This is a genomic window from Micromonospora sp. URMC 105 (assembly GCF_051386295.1).
Taxonomy (GTDB): Bacteria; Actinomycetota; Actinomycetes; order Mycobacteriales; family Micromonosporaceae; genus Micromonospora.
The window spans coordinates 32274-51318 of sequence record NZ_JBPQTL010000013.1 but is presented as its reverse complement, the minus strand read 5'-3'; the positions used below and the strand labels follow the sequence as shown (position 1 = coordinate 51318).

Sequence of the window (19045 nt, the reverse complement as noted above, 5' to 3'; positions counted from 1 at the left end):
CAGGCACGCCAGGTCAGGCCGGCGACGGCTCGTGCAGGGCACTCGCGGGGTGAACGGGTGAAGCGTGCTGCTCCTCCTTGATCCCCGCAATCAGCACAGGCCCGTGCTTCAGGCGCTTGCACTCCCGGGGACCGGGACCCTGACGAGGAGCGGCGGCCCGAAGGCAACTGGTCCGAGTTGAGCCTGCGAGGTGAGCTGAAGAAGCGCCGTCCGGTACCACGAGCCGGCAGCCGCACTGCCACCCCGCCGAACACGGCCGAGCCGATACCGCCGGCCAGGCCGGCTGCCCCGATCCCGGCCCGACGGCACCACGCTGACGGACCTGCACGACACCGGGCCGCCCGGCGCGGCACGCTCCTGGTCGAAGTCGGTGAGGTCACCGGGTTTCCGAACCGCGGGCGCGCCTGCTTCGACCGCGCAACAGAGCATCCGGGGAGACGTCGATGGAAGCCATACCGGCGTTGAATCGGCGGCTTGTCCGACGTCGTCTGCCGGCAGATGGCCAACGACGTCTCGGCAACGACGGCGACGGGTCCGGAGGACATTGGGGAACGTCTGCAGACTCCAGCGTGACCACCCTCCGCCGCCGGCCGATGCAGGCCGAGTGCGGCTGGACGCGCACCACCGCGACAGCCGTTTCGTGTGCGTGCTCAAGAGGCTCGATCCGGGCGGCACCCCTCCGGTCCGCGAGGGCCACGGCGGGTCGGTGACCTTACTCACAGACGACGTTCACCGCACTGTCCATCGCAGATGCACGTGATCTACCTGCATCTCTGCGGATCGAGCCCGGATGGTCGGGGCCGCTGGGCGTGGATCCCTCGCACCGACGGGGGTTCGGGGTGGCGCCGTGACCCTCAGCCGTCGTAACGTCACCTCGCGGAGTCGCCGTCACGGGACCTCGCAGCCACGAAGAACGGGGGTCCCTTGTGGCTTGTGTAGCCAATTTGGCGTGCGGTCGAAGGGCGCGAGGTCGCCTACGCCGCCAGCGGCATGGCCATTCAGCCGATTGTGGGTCTCTCGGCAGGAGTTGACCCAGGCAACGCGCTGCCGTCGAAGTCGCCGCCAGCCGAACCATTGAACGTGAATCCGAGCTTTTCTGGCCCATTCACATGGGCCGACTCCGCTTCGAATCCCTGAGGAGACGTGCGATGAGCGCGTGGCCGTCAACCCTTGACCTTGCTCGCTCCACTGTGGACGGTGCTTCCCGAATTGTGGTGGTCGAATTGAGGCGACCAACCGCCGAGGTGGGCCAGGAATGAACTCACCGTCGCGACCGCACATCGTCATCATTCATCGCTGGCGAGCCGACTATGTTGATTACGCCGCTGTGCTGGACCACTCCATCAACTGTGTCAGCTACATCACCACGGAGGTCGGTCGAGCGAGGGTTCCCGCCTCGGCGGCCAGCGTGGCGGTGGTCGCCGCCACAGACGACGCTCCCGCGGTTCGCCAGGCCATGGCCGAACTCGCGCAGCTACACGGGAAGCCACGACGAATCGTCGCGCTCAAAGAGGACGACCTTCTCCTCGCCGCGCAACTGCGGGCAGAATGGGGATGTCCCGGAGTGACATCTGGGCAGGCGTTGCGCTTCCTGGACAAGGCTTTGATGGCCGGCACGGTGGCCAGGGCCGGTCTGCCGGTGCCGGCGTTCGCGGCCGTCGGCAGCGCTGAGGAAGTACGAGAGTTCGCTGCGGAGCACGGTTGGCCGATCATCGTGAAGCCACGGATCGGTAGCTCCAGCGATGGCGTGGTACGACTGCATGGGCCCGCCGACGTCGAGTCGGTAGACCTCGTCGCCCGGCCCATGCTGGCGCAGGTGTTCGTCCCGCATCCGATCTATCACGTGGACGGCCTGTATGTGGACGGCCGCCTTCAGGTGTTCAGAGCCTCTCGATACGTCAACAGTTGCCTCGCGTTTCGCAACGGCGACTTCCTCGGGTCGGTGGAGGAGGACGACCCGGCGATCGTCGGTGCCATCGAGGTGGCGACGAACGGATTCCTCGCTGCGTTCGGTACCGATCCGCTGGTATTCCATCTGGAGCTGTTCGTTGAGTCGAACCCGGCAGGGGGCGGCGCGCCGGAGTGCACGTTCCTCGAGGTGGGCGCTCGCGTGGGCGGCAGCGAGATTCCGATCCTGTGGAGAGAGGTCCACGGCTACGACCTGATGGCGGCGTCCCTGAGCCTGCAACTCGGCGAAGCGCCGGAGCAGCCCACTTCTCCCAGGGGTGACATCGCTGGATGGCTGCTTGTTCCGGCACCGGCACAACGGCCCTGCCGCATCGTCGAGATCACGCCGATGAGCGGGCGGGTGCCGGGTCTCTACGCCGAGTCGCTGCTGCGACCGGGCGACGTGTTGCCGCTCGCCGACGCCTACTACGAGCACGTCGGCGGGCGGTTCCGGTTCCGCGGCACCACCACCCAGGGGGTCGAGAAGGCGATCCAGTCTGTTGCCGCTGACTTTCGGGTCAGCGCTGAGCCGGTGTGGGAGGCGGCATGAGGTACGTCGTGTTGGTGGATCCGTACGCTCCGGCCCGCGGACTGCCTCCGCTGTTCGAGGAGGCGGGCTATCGGTGCGTCCGGGTGCAAAGCACGCCGGAGGTCCCCGCTGTCTACCGTGGTCCGCTCGACCTGAGCGGCTATGTCGACAACATCGTGCACTCCGGTGACGTCGAGGAAACTGTTCGCGAGCTGTCCAAGTTCGCGCCGGTGGCCGTACTGACCGGCAGTGAACTCGGTGTCGAACTCGCCGATGCGCTCAGCGAGCGGATGGGCCTTGACACGAACGGCACCAAGCAGAGCGCGGCCCGACGGGACAAGTTCGAGATGATCGAACAGGTCGCCGCGGCAGGCCTGCCGGCGCCACGGCAGCTACTGGTGACCAGTGCTGAACAACTGCGAGCCTGGCACCAGCGCATCGGTGGCCGGATCGTCGTCAAGCCGCTGCGCAGCGCCGCCGGTGACGGAGTCGCGTTCTGCGACACCGCGGACCAGTCGGAGGCGGCCTACCGCGGGATCGTCGACCGGGAGAACATCTTCTCGCTGCCCAATCTCGGCGCCGTGGCGCAGGAGTATCTGGTGGGCGAGGAGTACATCGTCAACACCGTGAGCCGGGAGGGCCGGCACCACGTCACCGACATCTGGGGCTCCGGCCGCCTCAGTGTGAACGGCATCAGGGACCTGTTGGTGGAAAGCGAGCTCGTCGATCCGGCCAGCCGCGACCACGGTCCGATGGTTCGATACGCGTTCGAGGTCCTGGACGCCTTGGGGATCCGGTTTGGTGCCGCACATCTGGAGATAAAGGTGACCCCCGACGGGCCCTGCCTGGTCGAGATGGCTGCCCGGATATCGGGCGGCGAGCTTCCCTATTACGCCACCGAGGCGATCGGCGAATCCCAGTTTCATTGGCTGGTGGACTGCTATGTGCGGCCCGATCGGTTCGACGAACGTTGCGGGACGCAATACCAGATCAAGCGCCATTTCGCGTGGGCGGCACTGGCGTCGCCCGTCGGGGGCACGTTGAACGCGTACCGCGGCCTGGACCAGATCGAGGCGCTGGAGAGCTTCCGGGCGATGCGTGTACTCGTCTCACCGGGGCAGTTGCTCAGGCCCACGGTTGACGATCTGAGCTACCCGCTGACCGTGACCCTGCACCACGAGTCCGAGGGCGTTGTGAAGCGAGATCTCAATACGATCAGATATCTCGATGGGCGTGGTTTCTACGACATCGAGCAGCCGAGTGGAATGGCCGAATAATGCGCAGGATTGTAGATCTCACGCACGGATTCTACGAGGGTATGCCGTCCTATCCTGCGGACTGGTTCCCGCGCTTCTCGTATGACCGCGCAATGACGCCCGAGACCGACCCTTACGGCACAAAGAGGACCTTCTCTACGCTGCACATCTTCCCGCACAACGGCACCCACATCGAATACAAGCTGCACTTCTATCCGGGTGCGGAGGGTATCGCCGAGGTGCCCCTGGAGACATTTGTGGGTCGCGCGTGCGTCGCGGACCTGTCGCATAAGGGTGATCTCGAACCGGTGACCGGTGAGGATATCGACAAGGCGGTAGCGGAGCACTGGTCGCCAGGGGATCGCCTGCTGATCCGGACGGATTACCTACGCCACAACTGGGGGGCTCCGGACTACTGGGACCGCCCGCCGTACCTCACGCCGTCAGCCGCACGTTGGGCCATCGACAACCGCGCGGCACTGGTGGGTTTCGACTGCCTCACCGAGCGGCCTGGCGACGCCGAGTCTCCGGTGCACCACGCGCTGCTGGGGGCGGGAATTCCGATCCTCGAGTACCTGGCGAATCTGCACGAACTGACGGCGCCCGTGGTGGAGCTGTTCGCGCTCCCGATCAAGGTCGCTGGTGTGGAGGCCGCACCGGCGCGAGTGGTCGCGCTGCAGGACGACGTCGTGCCGGGGCGGGCATCGTGACGCTGACCAGCGAGGTGCCCACGAGCTCCGCGGGTGACCGTCTGCTGCGTACCGAGCTCTCGGCCGGCGACACGGTGTACCGCCATGAGCTGAGCGGACCCGACATCGACGCGATCACCGCAGCGGCTCTGCTGCGCGGCTCTGGCCGGATCATGCTGAGCGCCGATGGCTCGCGGCTGGACACGCCATCGCTGCTCGCGGTCGGCGAACTCGCGGTGTGCGGTCGCGAGCGGCCGGACTACGCCTCGGCGGACCCGCTCGCCGTGGCGGTCGACTTTCTGGCCGTCCTCGACTTCGCCGGAGCCGTGGCACCGGAGGAACGCTGTTGGTTCGGATGCCTCGGATACGACGCGGTCAGCGACTTCGAGCTGCTGTCGTTGCGGGGCGGCGACGTCCCCACCTATGACTTCTTCCTGCCCGAGGTACTGGTCCGGTTCGACTCGCGCGGCACGACCGTCATCGGTCGCGGCGCCTCGGCGTCGGCTGCGCGACGAGCGGCGGAGCGGGCCCACCAGGTCCTTCGCCGTGGCGGCAGCGCGCAGCTTGCGATGCCGGACTTCGGGGCGGGCGGGTTCGTCAGCGATGTGGACGAGTACGTGGATGCCGTGCACCGGGCGAAGGAACACATCCTCGCCGGTGACGTCTTCCAGGTCGTGCTCTCCGTCCGCTATCGGGCGCCGGGCACGACCGACGGTCTCACGCTGTACCGGCGACTGACCGAGTTCAACCCCTCGCCGTACCACTTCTGGTATCGCGGCGAGGAGTTCGAGGTCGTCGGGGCGTCCCCGGAGCCGTGCGTCAGCATGACCGATCGGATGGTGAGCATCCGCCCGCTGGCGGGCACCAGGCCCCGCGGCGCCGACGCTGCCGCGGACCGCCTCGCGGAACAGGAACTGGTGTCATCCGACAAGGAACTCGCCGAGCACCGCATGCTCGTCGACCTCGCCCGCAACGACCTCGGCCGGGTGTGTGTGCCCGGATCGGTCCAGGTCCCGCGGCTGATGGCAGTCGAGCGCTACTCGCACGTGATGCACCTGACCTCGGATGTCGTCGCAGAACTGCGTGCGGGCTTGCGCGCCACCGACGTGATCCGAGCGACCTTCCCCGCGGGCACCATGACCGGTGCTCCGAAGCTGCGCGCCATCGAGATCATCAACGATCTCGAACCGGTGGGCCGCGAGCTGTACTCGGGTGCGGTGGGATGTTTCGGGGTGGACCACATTGACCTGTTCCTCGTCATCCGCGCCATCATGCTGCGCCTGGGTGAGTTGCACCTCCAGGCCGGCGGCGGGATCGTCTACGACTCCGATCCGCTGGCCGAGCGTGCCGAGGCCGTCGCCAAGCTCCGCGCGGGCGCGCGGGCCAGCGGGATCTCCCTGAACGTCGGGGGTGACACCGCATGATCCTCATCGTCGACAACTACGACTCGTTCGTGTACAACCTCGCGCAATACGCCGGCCAACTGCGGCACGAGTGCAAGGTCGTACGCAATGACGAGATGACCGTGCACGACGTGGCCGCGCTTGATCCCGCCATGGTCATCATCTCGCCGGGTCCGGGCGGCCCGGACGACGCGGGCATCTCCCTCGAACTCATCCGGGAACTCGGCCCCCGCGTGCCGATTCTCGGAGTGTGTCTCGGGCACCAATGCATAGCCGAGGCGTTCGGAGCGCGGGTGGTGCGGGCGAGCGTGCCGATGCACGGCAAGATCAGCCAGATCCGGCATGACGGTGCGGGAGTGTTCGCCGGGCTGCCGGACCCGCTCACGGTGACCCGCTACCACTCGCTCGTCGCCGATCGGGCCACGTTGCCGTCCGAGTTGACCGCCAGCGCATGGACCGAGTCCGGCGAGGTGATGGGCCTGCGGCACCGGCACCTGCCGATCCACGGCGTGCAGTTTCATCCAGAGTCCCTATTCACCGAGGAAGGCCTCAACCTGGTGGCGAACACGCTGCAGTTGGCGAAGAAGGTGACCGTGTGAGCGGCAACGGTGCGGTGACGGACCCGCGGTCGCATCTTCAGGAGATCCTGCGATGGCACTTCTCCCCGGAGACCGGGTCGCCGTTCTGGCTGAAGCGCCTCGACTCCCTCGGGTTCGATCCGATCCGTGATGTCACCGGGATCGAGGACCTGCGCAGGTTCCCCGACGTCAGCGACGAGCTCCGGACCGTTCCCTCGGAACTGCTCGTACCCGCGGGCTCCGCGATGGCCGACTTCGAGGTGTACGAGTCGGGCGGCACCATCGGCGCACCGAAGCGGTTTGTCGAGCACCAGTCCCGGCTGGAAGGCGTGGACTGGGTCAACGGCATTCTGCCGGCCTTCGGCGGAGAAGGGCACTGGCTGCACGTCGGCCCCACCGGGCCGCACATCGTGGGCAGGTCGGTGCGGCGGCTCGCGCACCTGCGGCGGGCACTGTGCTTCACCGTGGACTTCGATCCCCGGTGGGTGAAACTGCTGATCCGGACGGGTCGCCGTGCGCTCGCCGACGAGTATGTCCAGCACGTGCTCGACCAGGTCGAGACCATCGTCGCCTCGCAGGACGTGCGAGTCGTCTTCATCACGCCCCCGGTGCTGGAAGCGTTGTGCGCGAGGACGAAGCTGTACCAACGCCTCGCCGATCACCTCACCGGCATCATCTGGAGCGGGACGAGCATCAGCCCGACGGCCCTGCGTCTCGTGGAGACGGAGTTCTTCCCCCACGCGCAGGTCCGCGGCATCTACGGCAACAGCCTGATGGGGATCGCGCCGCAACGGCCGCCGCAGCCCGGTGACGCTCAGTCCTGCGTGTTCCAGACCTACCGGCCGCGGTCGATCGTTGAGGTGGTGGACCCGGTCACCACGGAACGGGTCGCGGTAGGCGAGCGAGGCCGGGTACGGGTGAATCTGCTCACCAAGGATCTCTTCCTGCCCAACGTGCTGGAGCGCGACACCGCGATCCGGGTGCGGCCGTCGAAGGATGCCGAGGGTGACGACGTCGCCGACATCCAGCCGTACCGTCAGGCCGGCGGGGAGCCGGCGATCGAAGGGGTCTACTGATGGCCCTACCGTCGCTGGCGCCGCTGCTCGACGGCCGGCCGTTCGAGTGCGCTGAGCACACCACCCTGTCCGCCGTCGACGGGAGCCCACTCGCGACCGTGGCGGACTCCCCGTCACTGTTGGTGCACCTCGCTCTGCGACGCGTCCGCGGCAGCGGTGTACCACAGGACGTGTTCACGCGTGCCGGCGAACTGTTCGCCGAGGCCGAGCTGGCGGGCGAGAGTCCCGAGTTGTACTGCCGTCGCACCGCGGCGGCGACCGGGCTGCCGTCGCGGTTCGTCGCTAACGGGTTGCGGAGCATCCGCAACGGGCTGTCCCGTTTCGAGCGCGCCGACGCCGCGCAGATGCCGCCCCCTGCGGCGGGAGTCCACTGGGTTGCTCGCGGCCGCACTCTCGGCGTGGTCACTCCCTCGAATCACGCGGATCCGCACCTCGTCTGGGCTCGCGCGTTGTCGTGGGGGTACGGCGTCGTCGTCCGTCCGGGCGGCCGGGACCCGTTCACGCCGTACCGGCTCGCGGCGGCGTTGTTGGCCGCCGGACTGCCGCCCGGCGGTCTGGCGTTGCTGCCCGGCGGTCGCCAACTGACCGAGACTCTGCTGCGCGGCGCCGACCTGGGCATCGTGTACGGCGGGCCGGCGGTCGTCGACCAGTGGGCGGCATCTGGCCAGGTGCTGACCCGAGGGCCGGGCAGGAGTGCCGTGCTGCTCGACCGGCCGCTCACCCCACAGATCGCCGATCTGCTGGCGCACACGGTCGGGGCGGACGCGGGAGTGCGGTGCGCCAACACCTCGGTCATCCGCACCAGCCAGGACGTCACCACCGTGGCACAGGAGGTCGCGGTGCGGCTCGACGCCATGCCGGCGCTGCCGGCGAACCACCCCGACGCGGTCCTTCCCACGGTGAACGCCGACCATGCCGAGCAGATCCGGCGCACACTGGAGCGACTCGAGGCGGACGGATTCAAGCGGCACTCCGCCAGCGAGGGTCCGGTGCCGCTCGACGACGGCTCGTACACCGCTCGCCCTGTGGTACTCAGCACCGCCGACTCCCGCCACGAGGCGATCGGTACAGAGATGCCGTTTCCGTTCGTCGTGGTGACGCCGTGGTCACCAGCGGACGGCCTGGAGGTGTTCGGCCGCACGCTGGTGCTCACCGTCCTCAGCGACGACGCGAACCTGCCCCGCGCTGCCCTGAGCGAGCCGCTCGTGCGCCGCGTCGTCGCCGGCCCGGCGGACCCTTGGACGAGCGCGCCGGAACTGCCACACGACGGCAGCCTGGCCGGTTTCCTGCTCGAGCCGAAGGCGCTGCTGTCCGGGGAGCTGATCCCGTGAAGCATGTCGTGGTGACCGGCGCTTCCGGCGACATCGGGTCGGCGGTGGTGGCCGCCGCGTTGTCGCGCGGCGCGCAGGTGCTCGCTCAGCATCACAGCCGGCCCCTGGAGCCTGCCGATGCGGCCGTGATCCCGGTTCGGGTGGACCTCACGGATGACGACGGACCCGCGGCACTGGCCGCCGCGCTGCCCTGGGACACGGTGGACCTGCTGGTCAACTGTGTCGGCGGTGCCCGGCCCGTGCCGTTCGCCGAACTGGGCACCGCAGCCTGGCGGAAGTGTCTGCAGCTCAACGTGGAAGTGCCCTTCGCGGTCACGCGGGAGCTGCTCACTCCGCTGGCCCGAGCGGCCGGGGTGGTCGTCAACCTGTCGAGCGTCGCGGCGTTCACCGGTGGCGCCTTCGGCCCGCACTACGCCGCGAGCAAGGCGGCAGTGGTCGGCCTGACCAGGTCGGCGGCTCGCGAGCTCGGCGCGACAGGGATCCGGGTGAACTGCGTCGCGCCTGGGCCGGTCGACTCCAGCATGACGGACGCGCTCGGCGAGTCGACACTCGCCGCGCTACTGGACTCCACCGCGCTGCGTCGAGTCGTGCGGCCCGCCGAGGTCGCCCAAGCGATCTTCGGGATGGCCGAGACGGGCGGCGTCACCGGACAAACATTGGTCATCGATGGCGGCCGCTTCATGCACTGAGAGCGCAAGCACGACCCTTTCCGAGACTTCAGGCTGAAGGAGCTGTGATGTTGCTTGTCTACGGGGCCGCCGACGAACACGTGGCCCGGGATCTGATTCACGCCCATGTGCCGAGCCGGCACGGCACGGCGGTGTGCCGCATCGGCGACAACCTCGCGGTCGTCGTGCCCGAGGACGCCCCTGAGCTGGCCGCCGCACTGCAGAGCTGCCTGACGGAGCTGCGGACCGGAATCGGCCATCCGGCGGGGACGCTCTCCGACCGGGCGCTCGCCCCGTTCGGTTCCGTCGTGCCGCTCGGCGGCTCGGCGACGGTGGGCGGTGCCGACTTCGCGTTGATCGCGGGTCCGTGTGCCGTCGAGAGCGATCAGCAGCTGGCAGACAGCGCGTCCATGGCGCTCCGCGGTGGCGCCGTGGCGCTTCGTGGCGGCGCGTTCAAGCCGCGCAGCTCGCCGTACAGCTTCCAGGGCCTGGGTGACGAGGGCCTCCGGATGCTCGCCAAGGTCAGCGCGGCATCGGGCCTGCCCGTCGTGACCGAGGTCGTCGACGTCATGACCCTGCACCTGGTCGCCGAGTACGCCGATGTGCTGCAGATCGGCACGCGCAACGCGCAGAACTTCCCGCTGATCCAAGCAGCAGCCCGTACCGGGAAGCCCATCCTGCTCAAGCGCGGATTCGGCTGCACGGTCAGCGAGTGGTTGCAGGCGGCCGAATATGCGCTCGCCGAGGGGAACCCGAACGTGATCCTGTGCGAGCGCGGAATCCGTAGCTTCGAGTCGTCGACCCGGTTCACGTTGGACCTCTCCGCGGTGGCGGTGGTCAAGCACACGAGCCACCTGCCGATCATCGTCGACCCGAGTCACGGCGTCGGGCACCGCCACCTGATCAAGCCAATGGCTCTGGCCGCCGCTGCGGCCGGGGCGGACGGGCTGATGGTGGACATCCATCCCGACCCCAAGGCGGCGTTGTGCGACGGCAACCAGGCCTTGACCGAGGATGAGTGGCTCGATCTCAGCTCCGCGCTACGCGGTGTGCTCGCCTGCCTGGGAAGGGCGCTGCCGTCGGCTGAGCCGGTGGGAGCGTGACGACCACGATGACGGACCATCCAGACGTCGCCATCGTCGGTGCCGGCATCGTCGGCCTGACCCTGGCATGGCGTTGCGCCCAGCGCGGCCTGACCGTCGCCGTGTTCCACGACGAACTGCCCGGCACGTCGTCGGCCGCCGCGCCGGGGATGTTGTCGCCGGTCAGCGAGGGCGACTTCCCGGACCCACTGCTGCTCCAGTTCGCCGAGGACGCCCGTCGCCGGTGGCCCGGGTTCGCCGCCGAACTCGCCGACGGCACGGGCCTCGACCTCGGCTACTCGACAACGGGGATCCTCCTCGTCGCGCACGACTCCGCGGACCACGACCGGGTGTCCCGGATGTACAACTTCCGCGACGGCTCGGGGGGCGTCTGCGATCCGCTGGACGCCCGTGGGCTTCGAGCCCGGGAGCCACTGCTCGCTGCGGACTGCGTGGGTGGCGGGTACGTCACGGACGATCACTACGTCGACGCCCAGCGGGTCGTCGCGGCGCTGCGCGTGGCCGTACGCTCCCTCGGGGTGCGGATCGTCGATCGGCGAGTGCGGTCGCTCGACGAACTGTCGGCCGGCGCGGTGGTCGTCGCCGCCGGTGCCTGGTCAGGGGACCTGCTCTCGTCTCCGGTCACCCCGGTCAAGGGCCAGGTGGTGTTGCTGCACGACCCCTCGGGTCGGCAGGGGATCCGGCACGGCATTCGCGGAGTTGTCGGCGGCGAGCCGGTCTATCTCGCGGACCGGCCCGGTGGATTCACCGTCGTGGCGGCCACGATGGAGCATGCCGGGTTCGACGCTCAGCCCACCGACGCCGGGACCGGGTCACTGCTCCGCAAGGCGACCGCCCTCGTGCCCACGCTGGCTCATCACAACGTGGTGGCGGCGACGGCCGGACTTCGCCCGGACACCCCCGACCACCTCCCGCTCATGGGCGGGGTGCCGGCCCGGCCCGGGATTTTCGCCTGTACCGGGCACTACCGGCACGGCGTGCTGCTCGCCCCGCTGGTCGCCGACCGGATGACCGCGCTGATCGTGGATGGAGTCGACGACATCCCGGCGGCGTTCGCTCCCGGCCGGTTCGACATGGCGGTGCTCACCACCGGTTCCACGAAGGAAGGCAGTTCAGCATGACAGCTCCGCCCGGAATGACAGCTCCGCCCTCTTGGACCCCGCGCCGGCCCGGCCGGGGCTGGCTGGATCCCGCTCGGCTGTTCCCGGTGGCTTGGCCGGTCTACCTCGAACTGATGTCCGGTGTCATCGCCGGCATCATCACGGTGTTCTGGGTGGCCCGGCTCGGAGCGAGCGAACTCGCCGCGGTGACGATGACGGCCACCCTCGAGAACGTCCTGCTCGGCATCATCCTCGCGGTGAGCGGTGGCACCACGATCGTGCTGTCCCGCGCGGTCGGGGCGGCCGACTACACCCGGGTACGGCAGGTGCTGCGGGCCGGGTTGCTGATGACCATCGTCGCGTCGGTGGTGACCTGCGTGGTGCTCTTCCCGCTCCGGGCGCCCCTCGCGAAGTTCGTCCTCGGTCCAGAGGACGCCGAGGCGGTCCGGCTCGCCGTCCAGTATCTGGCGTGGTCCATACCCGGCCTGGCCGTCTTCTACGGTCAGCACCTTCTGGACAGCGCCTTCAAGGCCGACGGTGACACCCGGACGCCCATGCGCATGGCGATTCTGTCCAACGTCATCCTCCTGGTCGCAGACCCGATTCTCATCTTCGGCTGGATGGGTGCGCCGCGGCTCGGCGTCCCGGGTTCCGCGATCGCCCTGGTGGGCTCCCGCGCGATCACCCTGGCGGTGACCTGGTACCTCTACCGCAAGTCGCGGTTGGTCCGGCTGGCCCGTGAAGCGGCGGACGCGCCGGCGGAGACCGGTCCGACGGGCCCGGTGCGGGACATCACGCGTTCCGGGATGCCGCTCGCGATCGATTTCGTGGTCCGGATGGCGGCGGGTCTGCTGATCGTCGGCGTGATCGCCCGGTTCGGCACCGAGCAGGTCGCCGCCTACGGAGCCATCACTCGGGCCCTGCTCTTCCTCACCATGGCCGCCTATGCGGTCCGGCAGGCCGCGACCATCGTCTCCGCCCGGGCCAAGGGCGCCACCGACGACCGACTGATGTCGGCGAACCGGGCGTCCTCGATCCGGCTGGGCATCGCCTGGTCCCTGCTGAGCGGGGTGTTGGTGTTGCTCTGCGGGGACCTCGCGGTGGGCGCGATCACCGGGGACGAAGCGGTTCGGGCGGCGGCCTCCGCTCAGGTTCCGTGGCTGGCCGCGTACATCACGCTCCTGCTCTGCAACGTCACCTTGAGCGGCATCTTCCTCGGCGGAGGCCGGGGACGTGTGCTCGCCCTGACCACTACCGCCGGCGCGGTTTCGCAGGTCGCACTCGCGCCCCTGCTGGCCTGGTCGCCGCTCGGCCTGACCGGCGCATGGCTAGCGATGATCATCAACGCCGGGATGCAGACCGTCGTGCTGCTGTTCCTGGCCGCTCGGGACCAGACCGACGCAAAGGAGAAGGCGGCATGACCGTAACCGATGGTATCGGCATCGTCTCGCTCGCTCACGTGCTGGGCGAACCGCAGGACGTCGTCGAGACGGCCGGCACGTACGTCGACGATCCGGAGAGGGTCATCCGCTGGGGGTACCGCACATACCACCGCGCCGGTGCCGACCAGACTCCCACCCGTCTAGCGGCCGACGCGGCACGCCGGGCACTCGACAAGTCGGGGCTGGCTCCCGCGGACGTCGACTACCTGGTGGTCGCCGACAGCGGTGTGCCTGAGTACCTGAACTGGGACATGTCAGCGTCCGTCGCACGGGAGCTGGGTCTCGGCACGACCCCGTCACTGCTCGTGTCGCAGGGCTGCGGTTCAGCCGTGACGGCGTTCCAGCAGATCGCCGGGCTCATCGCGGTCCGCGAGGACATCCACAACGTGCTGCTCGTGGCGGTCAACAAGGTGAGCGAGGCGCACATCAACCGGATGCGCAACAACACGTGTCTCGGCAGCGACGGTGCCGCCGCCGCCGTGGTGCGTCGGGGCCACGGCCGTCTACGGTGGCTGGCCACCGAGCAGATCAGTGATCCGCGCTATGTGGACTTCTTCCGCATCGAGTACGGCGGCAGCAGCGTTCCGGTGGCGCCGGACGGCACCGGGAACCTGGCCGTCGATCAGCTCGGCCTGGTGCACCGCTACTTCCGTCGCGAACCCGAGCAGTTGGCCCAGTTCGTGAAGGATGTCAACCACCGGTTGGCGACGGTGGTGGAAGACGCCTGCCGGCGAGCCGGCGTGGCCACCTCCCAGGTGCGCCGGCTCATCTACCTCAACGACAACCAGCACTCGATGGCCGACGTCGCCCGGGCGACGGGAATTCCGCTGGAACGCACCAACGCGGAACTCTCGGTCGGGTTGAGCCATGTCGGCTGCGCCGACCAGCTGATCTGTCTCAGCATCTACGACGAGCGCCAGGACGAACTCGGCGAAGGTGACGTCGTCGCGCTCGCCGGTCTGTCCGGGGGAATGCAATGGTTCTGCACCCTGGTGCGGGTCTGACGGGCGGGGGTTCATGATGAGCGGTAACGACACGCCGGCCCGGGCCGGGCAGCTCGCTCTCGACGGCGGCGGTCCACCCGGAACCCTTGCACTCCCCGGCGACGCCGGGCCGGACCAGCAGGTTCCGGCCGTGGTCATGCTGCACCCGTTCGGGGTGTGGGACCGGGACGGGTCCATGGACGCCGCGGCGACCGGCAACGGTCCGGTACAACTCTTCGCCGATCTCCGGGACGCCTGCACCGCAGCCGGACTTGCGGCTGCGACGTTCGACTCGATATTCCTGACCCGGCCCCGCGACGGGGGACCCGGCTCGCCGCGATTCACCTTCGGCGCCATGGTCGACGACGCCGTGCGTGTCGCCGAGCAGGCGGCCTCCCACCCGTACGTCGACTCCTCTCGGGTCTGTCTCCTCGGGGTCTCGATGGGCACCGAGGTGGCTCTCGCGGCGGCGGAACGCCTCGGCGGCGTGAGCCGGCTGGCGCTCGTGGCTCCCAGCGCCGACACAAGGCCGTTCTTTCAACGGTGGATGGGCGCCGACCGGCGCCTGGAGTGGCTGGTCTCGGCCGGATACGTCGGACCCGGCGCATCGGTGGACCTGGTGGCGGCCAGCCGAGACGTCGCCGGGCGCAGCGGTTGGTGGGACGACTTCGACCTCGTCGAACGCTTCGGTGAAACGGTGGATCTGGAGCAGCTCCGCGCCGAGATCATCCTGGAGTACGACGAATGGGAGCGCCGGGCGCAGACCTCCGGGGACGAGGCCGCCCCGGCCTCGTTCTGGCAGGACTGGTACGCCCAGCCCGCCCCGCATCATCGGCTCGCCCGCCTGGCGGGAGCGCTGACGATCCACGTCGGCGCCGAAGACTGGACGACGCCGCCACGTCACGCATGGCTGCTGCACTCGGCGGCACGGGCTCACGGGCTCCGCTCGGAGCTGACCGTGCATCCCGGCCTCGGGCACCTCATGTCTGCGCGGAACGCCGACGGACTACGCACCTACGGCCCCTTCGATCCTGACTTTTGCCGGGTTCTGGTCGACGCGATCGTCGCGATGACCGGGACCGACTGACGGACTTCGCGCGGGATCCCCACCACCTCGACAAGTAAGGAAATCCTGACGATGAACACGCTCACCCTCGACGCTCTGATCGAGTTCCTGAACGAGAGCAACGGCTACGACGACCCGATCGAGGCCGGGCCGGAGGTCCTCGACTCGCCCTTCGACGCCCTCGGCTGCGACTCGCTGACGCTGCTCAACGCCATCTCCAAGATTGAGCGCACCTACCAGACCGAGCTTCCGGAGTCGGTGACGTCTGACGCGAAGACGCCGCGCGAGCTCATCGACCTGGTCAACGCGCGGCTGTCCTGAGGCCCGGCGCAGGAGGGGGAACGCCATGTGCGGAATTGTTGGTTGGCTCGACTTCACGCGAGACCTCAGGCGGGAAGGCGACCTGCTGCGACAGATGACCGACACGCTGGCCTGCCGGGGCCCGGATGCCGAGGGCATCTGGCAGTCGGGACCGGTCGCCTTCGGGCATCGGCGGCTGGCCATCATCGACCTCGAGGGCGGACGCCAGCCGATGCTCGCCGACGGCGAGGGTAGCGAGGCGATGGCCGCTCTGACGTTCTGTGGCGAGGTCTACAACTATCGGGAGCTGCGTACCGAACTCGTCGGCCACGGTCACAGGTTCCGCACGGCGAGTGACACCGAGGTGGTCCTCCGTGCGTACCTGCAGTGGGGGGCGAACTTCGCCAGCCACCTCAACGGCATGTTCGCCATCGGCATCTGGGACGCCGCCCTTCAAGAGTTGCTGCTGGTCCGGGACCGGATGGGCGTCAAACCCCTCTATTACTTCCCGACGGCGAACGGCGTGCTGTTCGGCTCCGAGCCGAAGGCGATCCTGGCCAACCCGCAGGTGTCCAGGGGCGTGGATCGCGAAGGCCTCTGCGAGGCGCTGGACATGGTCAAGACGCCCGGGCGGGCCATCTTCCGCGGCATGCACGAGGTCGTTCCCGGCGAGCTGGTACGCATCACGCGCTCGGGCCTCGGGCGCAGCCGGTACTGGCAGTTGACCGCGGCTGAGCACACCGACGACCGGTCGACGACCATCGCGACGGTGCGGGAGCTTCTCGAGGACATCGTCGCTCGTCAACTGATCTCGGATGTGCCGGTCTGCACGCTGCTCTCCGGCGGCCTGGACTCGTCGGCGATCACGGCTATCGCCGCTCAGGTTCTCGGCCGCGAGGGCCGGGGGCAGGTGAACTCCTTCTCGGTGGACTTCACCGGTGCCGCCGATCGCTTTCAACCCGACGCGGTACGGGGCGCCGCCGACGCCCCGTTCGTCCGCGATCTTGCCCGGCACGTCGGCACCCGGCACCGCGAAATCCTGCTCGACAGCCGGGAGCTGACGGACCCGGCGGTTCGCGCGGCCGTGCTCCGCGCCACCGATGTGCCCCCTGCGTTCTGGGGGGACATGTGGCCCTCGCTCTACCTGCTCTTCCGCGCGGTACGACAGCAGTCCACGGTCGCGCTCTCCGGGGAGTCCGCCGACGAACTGTTCGGTGGCTATCTCTGGTTCCACCGGCCCGAAGCCGTCGACGCACCGACCTTCCCCTGGCTCACCTCCGGGTCCGCCCGCTACTTCGGCGGAACGTCCCTGCTCGATCAGGGCCTGCTCGAGAAGCTGGACATTCCCGGATATCGAGCGGACCGGTACGCGGAGGCGCTCGCGGAGGTTCCTGTGCTGCCCGGGGAGAGCGCTGAGGATCGACGACTGCGCAAGGTCGGCTACCTGGCGCTCACCCGCTTCGTCCAGACCCTGCTGGACCGGAAGGACCGGATGAGCATGGCGGTCGGTCTGGAAGTGCGGGTGCCCTTCTGCGATCACCGGTTGGTCGAGTACGTGTTCAACACGCCGTGGGCGATGAAGACGTTCGACGGCAAGGAGAAGAGCCTGCTGAGGGCCGCCGCCGGAGACCTGCTACCGGCCTCCATCCTCGAGCGCAAGAAGACGCCCTACCCGGCGACGCAGGATCCGCAGTACGAGGCGGCGTTGCGCGCGGAGCTGGTCGAGATCCTGGCGGACGCCGATGCGCCGATCCGGCCACTGCTCAACATGAAGCGAGTCCAGCAGATGCTGGACCGCTCCCTGCCGGCGGCGAGTCTGCCGTACAGCCGGGGTGGGCTGGAGATGGCGCTCTGGATGAACCGATGGCTGACCGAGTACGACGTGACCCTGGACATCTGACGGAGACGGCCATGGATTTCAGTCTCTTCTACTTCGCCAATGAGGAGAGCCCCGACGATTCGGGCTCTCCGGACCAGTACAAGCTCCTGCTCGACGGGGCCAGATTCGCCGATCAGCGGGGCTTCAGCGCGGTCTGGACGCCGGAGCGGCACTTCCACGCGTTCGGTGGAAACTACCCGAACCCCGCTGTCCTGGGAGCGGCCGTGGCGGCCGTCACGAGTCGCGTCGGGATCCGGGCGGGAAGCGTGGTCGCGCCCCTTCACCACCCCGTCCGGATCGCGGAGGAGTGGGCGGTCGTCGACAACCTGTCCGGCGGCCGGGTGGGCGTGTCCTTCGCCTCCGGATGGCACCCGCGGGACTTCGCCCTGTTCCCCGAGAATTTCGCCGACCGCAAGGGCAAACTGATGTCCACCGTCGAGCAGGTCCGCGAACTCTGGCGCGGCGCCGAGCTGCCGTTCGTGGACGGGGCCGGCGACAAACAGCATGTCCGGTCCTATCCACGCCCCGTGCAGACCGAACTCCCGGTGTGGATCACCAGCTCCGGCGGGCTGGAGACCTTCCGGGAGGCAGGCCGCGCGCGGGCCGGGGTGTTGACCCACCTCATCGGGCAGGACCTGGAGCAGCTGGCCGAGAAGATTGCCGTCTATCGGGAGGAGTACGCGCTCAGTGGCGCGGCTGACGGCGATCGTGGGCACGTGGTGCTCATGCTGCACACCTATCTGCACGAGAGCGAAGCCGTGGCCAAGGAGGCGGTGCGCGAACCGCTCTGCACGTACCTCCGTGGTTTCGCGGGACTCACGATGAGCGCCGGCGGGAAGGGGCGGCAGATCGACCCCGACTCACTCAGTCCACGGCATTTCGAGGCGATGGTCGAGCGTTCCTTCGAACGCTATTACCAGGAAGGCGGCCTGTTGGGCACGGTCGAGAAGGCCGTCGCCACGGTGGAGCGCGTCAGGGCCGCCGATGTCGACGAGATCGCCTGCCTCATCGACTTCGGCGTCGACCAGAACGAGGTGCTCGCGGCACTCGATCTCCTCGACACCCTGCGTACGGCGGCCGCCAGGGATCCTCGGTGAATCCCCTGCCGAACGTGGACCGGTCGCCGCCGCCGGGGCACCTGCCGGAAGACTTCCGGCGTGCCGCCGGCAGGTTCCCCACCGGGGTGACGGTGTTGACGTGCGTCCGGAACGGAGAGCCGCAGGGGATGACCGTCAACGCCTTCGCGACCGCCTCACTCGACCCGCTGCTCGTCCTGGTGGTCCTTGGGAACAAATCGCGAACAGCACGGCAGGTCCTGGACGGGGACGGGTTCGCCGTCACGGTGCTGAGTGCCAATCAGGAGGAGGTGGCACAGCAGTTCGCCGACGGGTCCCGAGCCAGGGACGGAGCCGCGTTCGGCTCCGTGCCGAGCCGGCCGGCGCAACGGACCGGATCGCCCGTGCTCACGGAGGGGGTGGCGTACTTCGACTGCGTGCGCAAGGCGAACTACTCGGCGGGAGACCACACCATCCTTCTGGGCGCCGTGCAGGCGTTCGGTGTGCTGTCCGACAAGCCGGCACTACTGTTCAGCCGAAGTATCCTCGGCCCGGAACCAGACCTTGGTTGGCGGTGAGTACGCGATGCGCCCGGCGATGAAGGAGTCGAGCCTCCGGCTCCGTCCGACGACGACGTGAC

Annotated in this window: 17 protein-coding genes; all 17 read left to right on the top strand. The window is 68.8% G+C overall.

Translation table 11 applies throughout. The features are described 5' to 3' along the window. Positions 1–1255 precede the first annotated feature (1255 nt). The 17 genes from ACSNN7_RS07105 to ACSNN7_RS07025 all read left to right on the top strand — a co-directional run bounded on the left by ACSNN7_RS07105 (position 1256) and on the right by ACSNN7_RS07025 (position 18983). The gene (locus tag ACSNN7_RS07105; protein ID WP_436679846.1) at positions 1256–2497 is read left to right on the top strand and encodes an ATP-grasp domain-containing protein; all 1242 of its coding nucleotides are present in this window, start codon (positions 1256–1258) and stop codon (positions 2495–2497) included. Next, positions 2494–3753, top strand: coding sequence for an ATP-grasp domain-containing protein (locus ACSNN7_RS07100; protein WP_436679845.1), 1260 nt, complete (start codon positions 2494–2496; stop codon positions 3751–3753). Before ACSNN7_RS07105 ends, ACSNN7_RS07100 begins: the two co-directional genes overlap by 4 nt. Then, a complete protein-coding gene (locus ACSNN7_RS07095; RefSeq protein ID WP_436679844.1) occupies positions 3753–4442 on the top strand; it encodes a cyclase family protein in 690 nt (229 codons plus the stop codon). Before ACSNN7_RS07100 ends, ACSNN7_RS07095 begins: the two co-directional genes overlap by 1 nt. Next, the gene (locus tag ACSNN7_RS07090; protein ID WP_436679843.1) at positions 4439–5845 is read left to right on the top strand and encodes an anthranilate synthase component I family protein; all 1407 of its coding nucleotides are present in this window, start codon (positions 4439–4441) and stop codon (positions 5843–5845) included. The genes ACSNN7_RS07095 and ACSNN7_RS07090 overlap by 4 nt, the downstream gene beginning before the upstream one ends. After that, complete coding sequence (locus ACSNN7_RS07085) at positions 5842–6423, top strand: anthranilate synthase component II (RefSeq protein ID WP_436679842.1); 582 nt, start codon at positions 5842–5844, stop codon at positions 6421–6423. Before ACSNN7_RS07090 ends, ACSNN7_RS07085 begins: the two co-directional genes overlap by 4 nt. A 224-nt stretch (positions 6424–6647) precedes the next feature. Next, positions 6648–7478 (top strand): hypothetical protein, encoded by an 831-nt coding sequence (locus ACSNN7_RS07080; RefSeq protein WP_436679841.1) that lies wholly within the window; start codon positions 6648–6650, stop codon positions 7476–7478. Between the two features lie 98 nt (positions 7479–7576). After that, a complete protein-coding gene (locus tag ACSNN7_RS07075) occupies positions 7577–8809 on the top strand; it encodes an aldehyde dehydrogenase family protein (protein ID WP_436679840.1) in 1233 nt (410 codons plus the stop codon). Continuing rightward, on the top strand, positions 8806–9498 hold the full coding sequence (locus tag ACSNN7_RS07070) for an SDR family NAD(P)-dependent oxidoreductase (RefSeq protein WP_436679839.1): 693 nt from the start codon (positions 8806–8808) through the stop codon (positions 9496–9498). Before ACSNN7_RS07075 ends, ACSNN7_RS07070 begins: the two co-directional genes overlap by 4 nt. Positions 9499–9545: 47 nt before the next feature. Beyond that, a complete protein-coding gene (gene aroF, locus ACSNN7_RS07065) occupies positions 9546–10580 on the top strand; it encodes a 3-deoxy-7-phosphoheptulonate synthase (protein ID WP_436679838.1) in 1035 nt (344 codons plus the stop codon). A gap of 8 nt (positions 10581–10588) precedes the next feature. Beyond that, on the top strand, positions 10589–11701 hold the full coding sequence (gene thiO / locus ACSNN7_RS07060; protein ID WP_436679837.1) for a glycine oxidase ThiO: 1113 nt from the start codon (positions 10589–10591) through the stop codon (positions 11699–11701). Then, on the top strand, positions 11698–13101 hold the full coding sequence (locus ACSNN7_RS07055) for an MATE family efflux transporter (RefSeq protein WP_436679836.1): 1404 nt from the start codon (positions 11698–11700) through the stop codon (positions 13099–13101). Before thiO ends, ACSNN7_RS07055 begins: the two co-directional genes overlap by 4 nt. After that, on the top strand, positions 13098–14126 hold the full coding sequence (locus tag ACSNN7_RS07050; RefSeq protein ID WP_436679835.1) for a 3-oxoacyl-ACP synthase III family protein: 1029 nt from the start codon (positions 13098–13100) through the stop codon (positions 14124–14126). Before ACSNN7_RS07055 ends, ACSNN7_RS07050 begins: the two co-directional genes overlap by 4 nt. Before the next feature lie 175 nt (positions 14127–14301). Further along, positions 14302–15192, top strand: a complete 891-nt coding sequence (locus ACSNN7_RS07045; protein ID WP_436679834.1) for an alpha/beta hydrolase family protein — start codon at positions 14302–14304, stop codon at positions 15190–15192. 51 nt (positions 15193–15243) lie between these two features. Beyond that, positions 15244–15492 (top strand): acyl carrier protein, encoded by a 249-nt coding sequence (locus ACSNN7_RS07040; RefSeq protein WP_436679833.1) that lies wholly within the window; start codon positions 15244–15246, stop codon positions 15490–15492. A 25-nt stretch (positions 15493–15517) separates the two neighbouring features. Next, the gene (asnB, locus tag ACSNN7_RS07035) at positions 15518–17371 is read left to right on the top strand and encodes an asparagine synthase (glutamine-hydrolyzing) (protein ID WP_436679832.1); all 1854 of its coding nucleotides are present in this window, start codon (positions 15518–15520) and stop codon (positions 17369–17371) included. A gap of 11 nt (positions 17372–17382) precedes the next feature. Continuing rightward, positions 17383–18447, top strand: a complete 1065-nt coding sequence (locus ACSNN7_RS07030; protein ID WP_436679831.1) for a MupA/Atu3671 family FMN-dependent luciferase-like monooxygenase — start codon at positions 17383–17385, stop codon at positions 18445–18447. Beyond that, positions 18444–18983 carry a flavin reductase family protein gene (locus tag ACSNN7_RS07025; RefSeq protein WP_436679830.1) on the top strand — a complete coding sequence of 180 codons (540 nt, stop codon included), beginning with the start codon at positions 18444–18446 and terminating at the stop codon, positions 18981–18983. The genes ACSNN7_RS07030 and ACSNN7_RS07025 overlap by 4 nt, the downstream gene beginning before the upstream one ends. Positions 18984–19045 lie beyond the last annotated feature (62 nt).

Bases quoted from the DNA above. Each gene is read 5' to 3' on its own strand.
- ACSNN7_RS07100 (WP_436679845.1), top strand. From the start codon at position 2,494: ATGAGGTACGTCGTGTTGGTGGATCCGTACGCTCCGGCCCGCGGACTG.
- aroF (WP_436679838.1), top strand. From the start codon at position 9,546: ATGTTGCTTGTCTACGGGGCCGCCGACGAACACGTGGCCCGGGATCTG.
- asnB (WP_436679832.1), top strand. From the start codon at position 15,518: ATGTGCGGAATTGTTGGTTGGCTCGACTTCACGCGAGACCTCAGGCGG.
- ACSNN7_RS07045 (WP_436679834.1), top strand. From the start codon at position 14,302: ATGGACGCCGCGGCGACCGGCAACGGTCCGGTACAACTCTTCGCCGAT.
- ACSNN7_RS07080 (WP_436679841.1), top strand. From the start codon at position 6,648: ATGGCCGACTTCGAGGTGTACGAGTCGGGCGGCACCATCGGCGCACCG.
- ACSNN7_RS07105 (WP_436679846.1), top strand. From the start codon at position 1,256: ATGAACTCACCGTCGCGACCGCACATCGTCATCATTCATCGCTGGCGA.
- ACSNN7_RS07050 (WP_436679835.1), top strand. From the start codon at position 13,098: ATGACCGTAACCGATGGTATCGGCATCGTCTCGCTCGCTCACGTGCTG.
- ACSNN7_RS07085 (WP_436679842.1), top strand. From the start codon at position 5,842: ATGATCCTCATCGTCGACAACTACGACTCGTTCGTGTACAACCTCGCG.
- ACSNN7_RS07040 (WP_436679833.1), top strand. From the start codon at position 15,244: ATGAACACGCTCACCCTCGACGCTCTGATCGAGTTCCTGAACGAGAGC.
- thiO (WP_436679837.1), top strand. From the start codon at position 10,589: ATGACGGACCATCCAGACGTCGCCATCGTCGGTGCCGGCATCGTCGGC.
- ACSNN7_RS07055 (WP_436679836.1), top strand. From the start codon at position 11,698: ATGACAGCTCCGCCCGGAATGACAGCTCCGCCCTCTTGGACCCCGCGC.
- ACSNN7_RS07030 (WP_436679831.1), top strand. From the start codon at position 17,383: ATGGATTTCAGTCTCTTCTACTTCGCCAATGAGGAGAGCCCCGACGAT.
- ACSNN7_RS07095 (WP_436679844.1), top strand. From the start codon at position 3,753: ATGCGCAGGATTGTAGATCTCACGCACGGATTCTACGAGGGTATGCCG.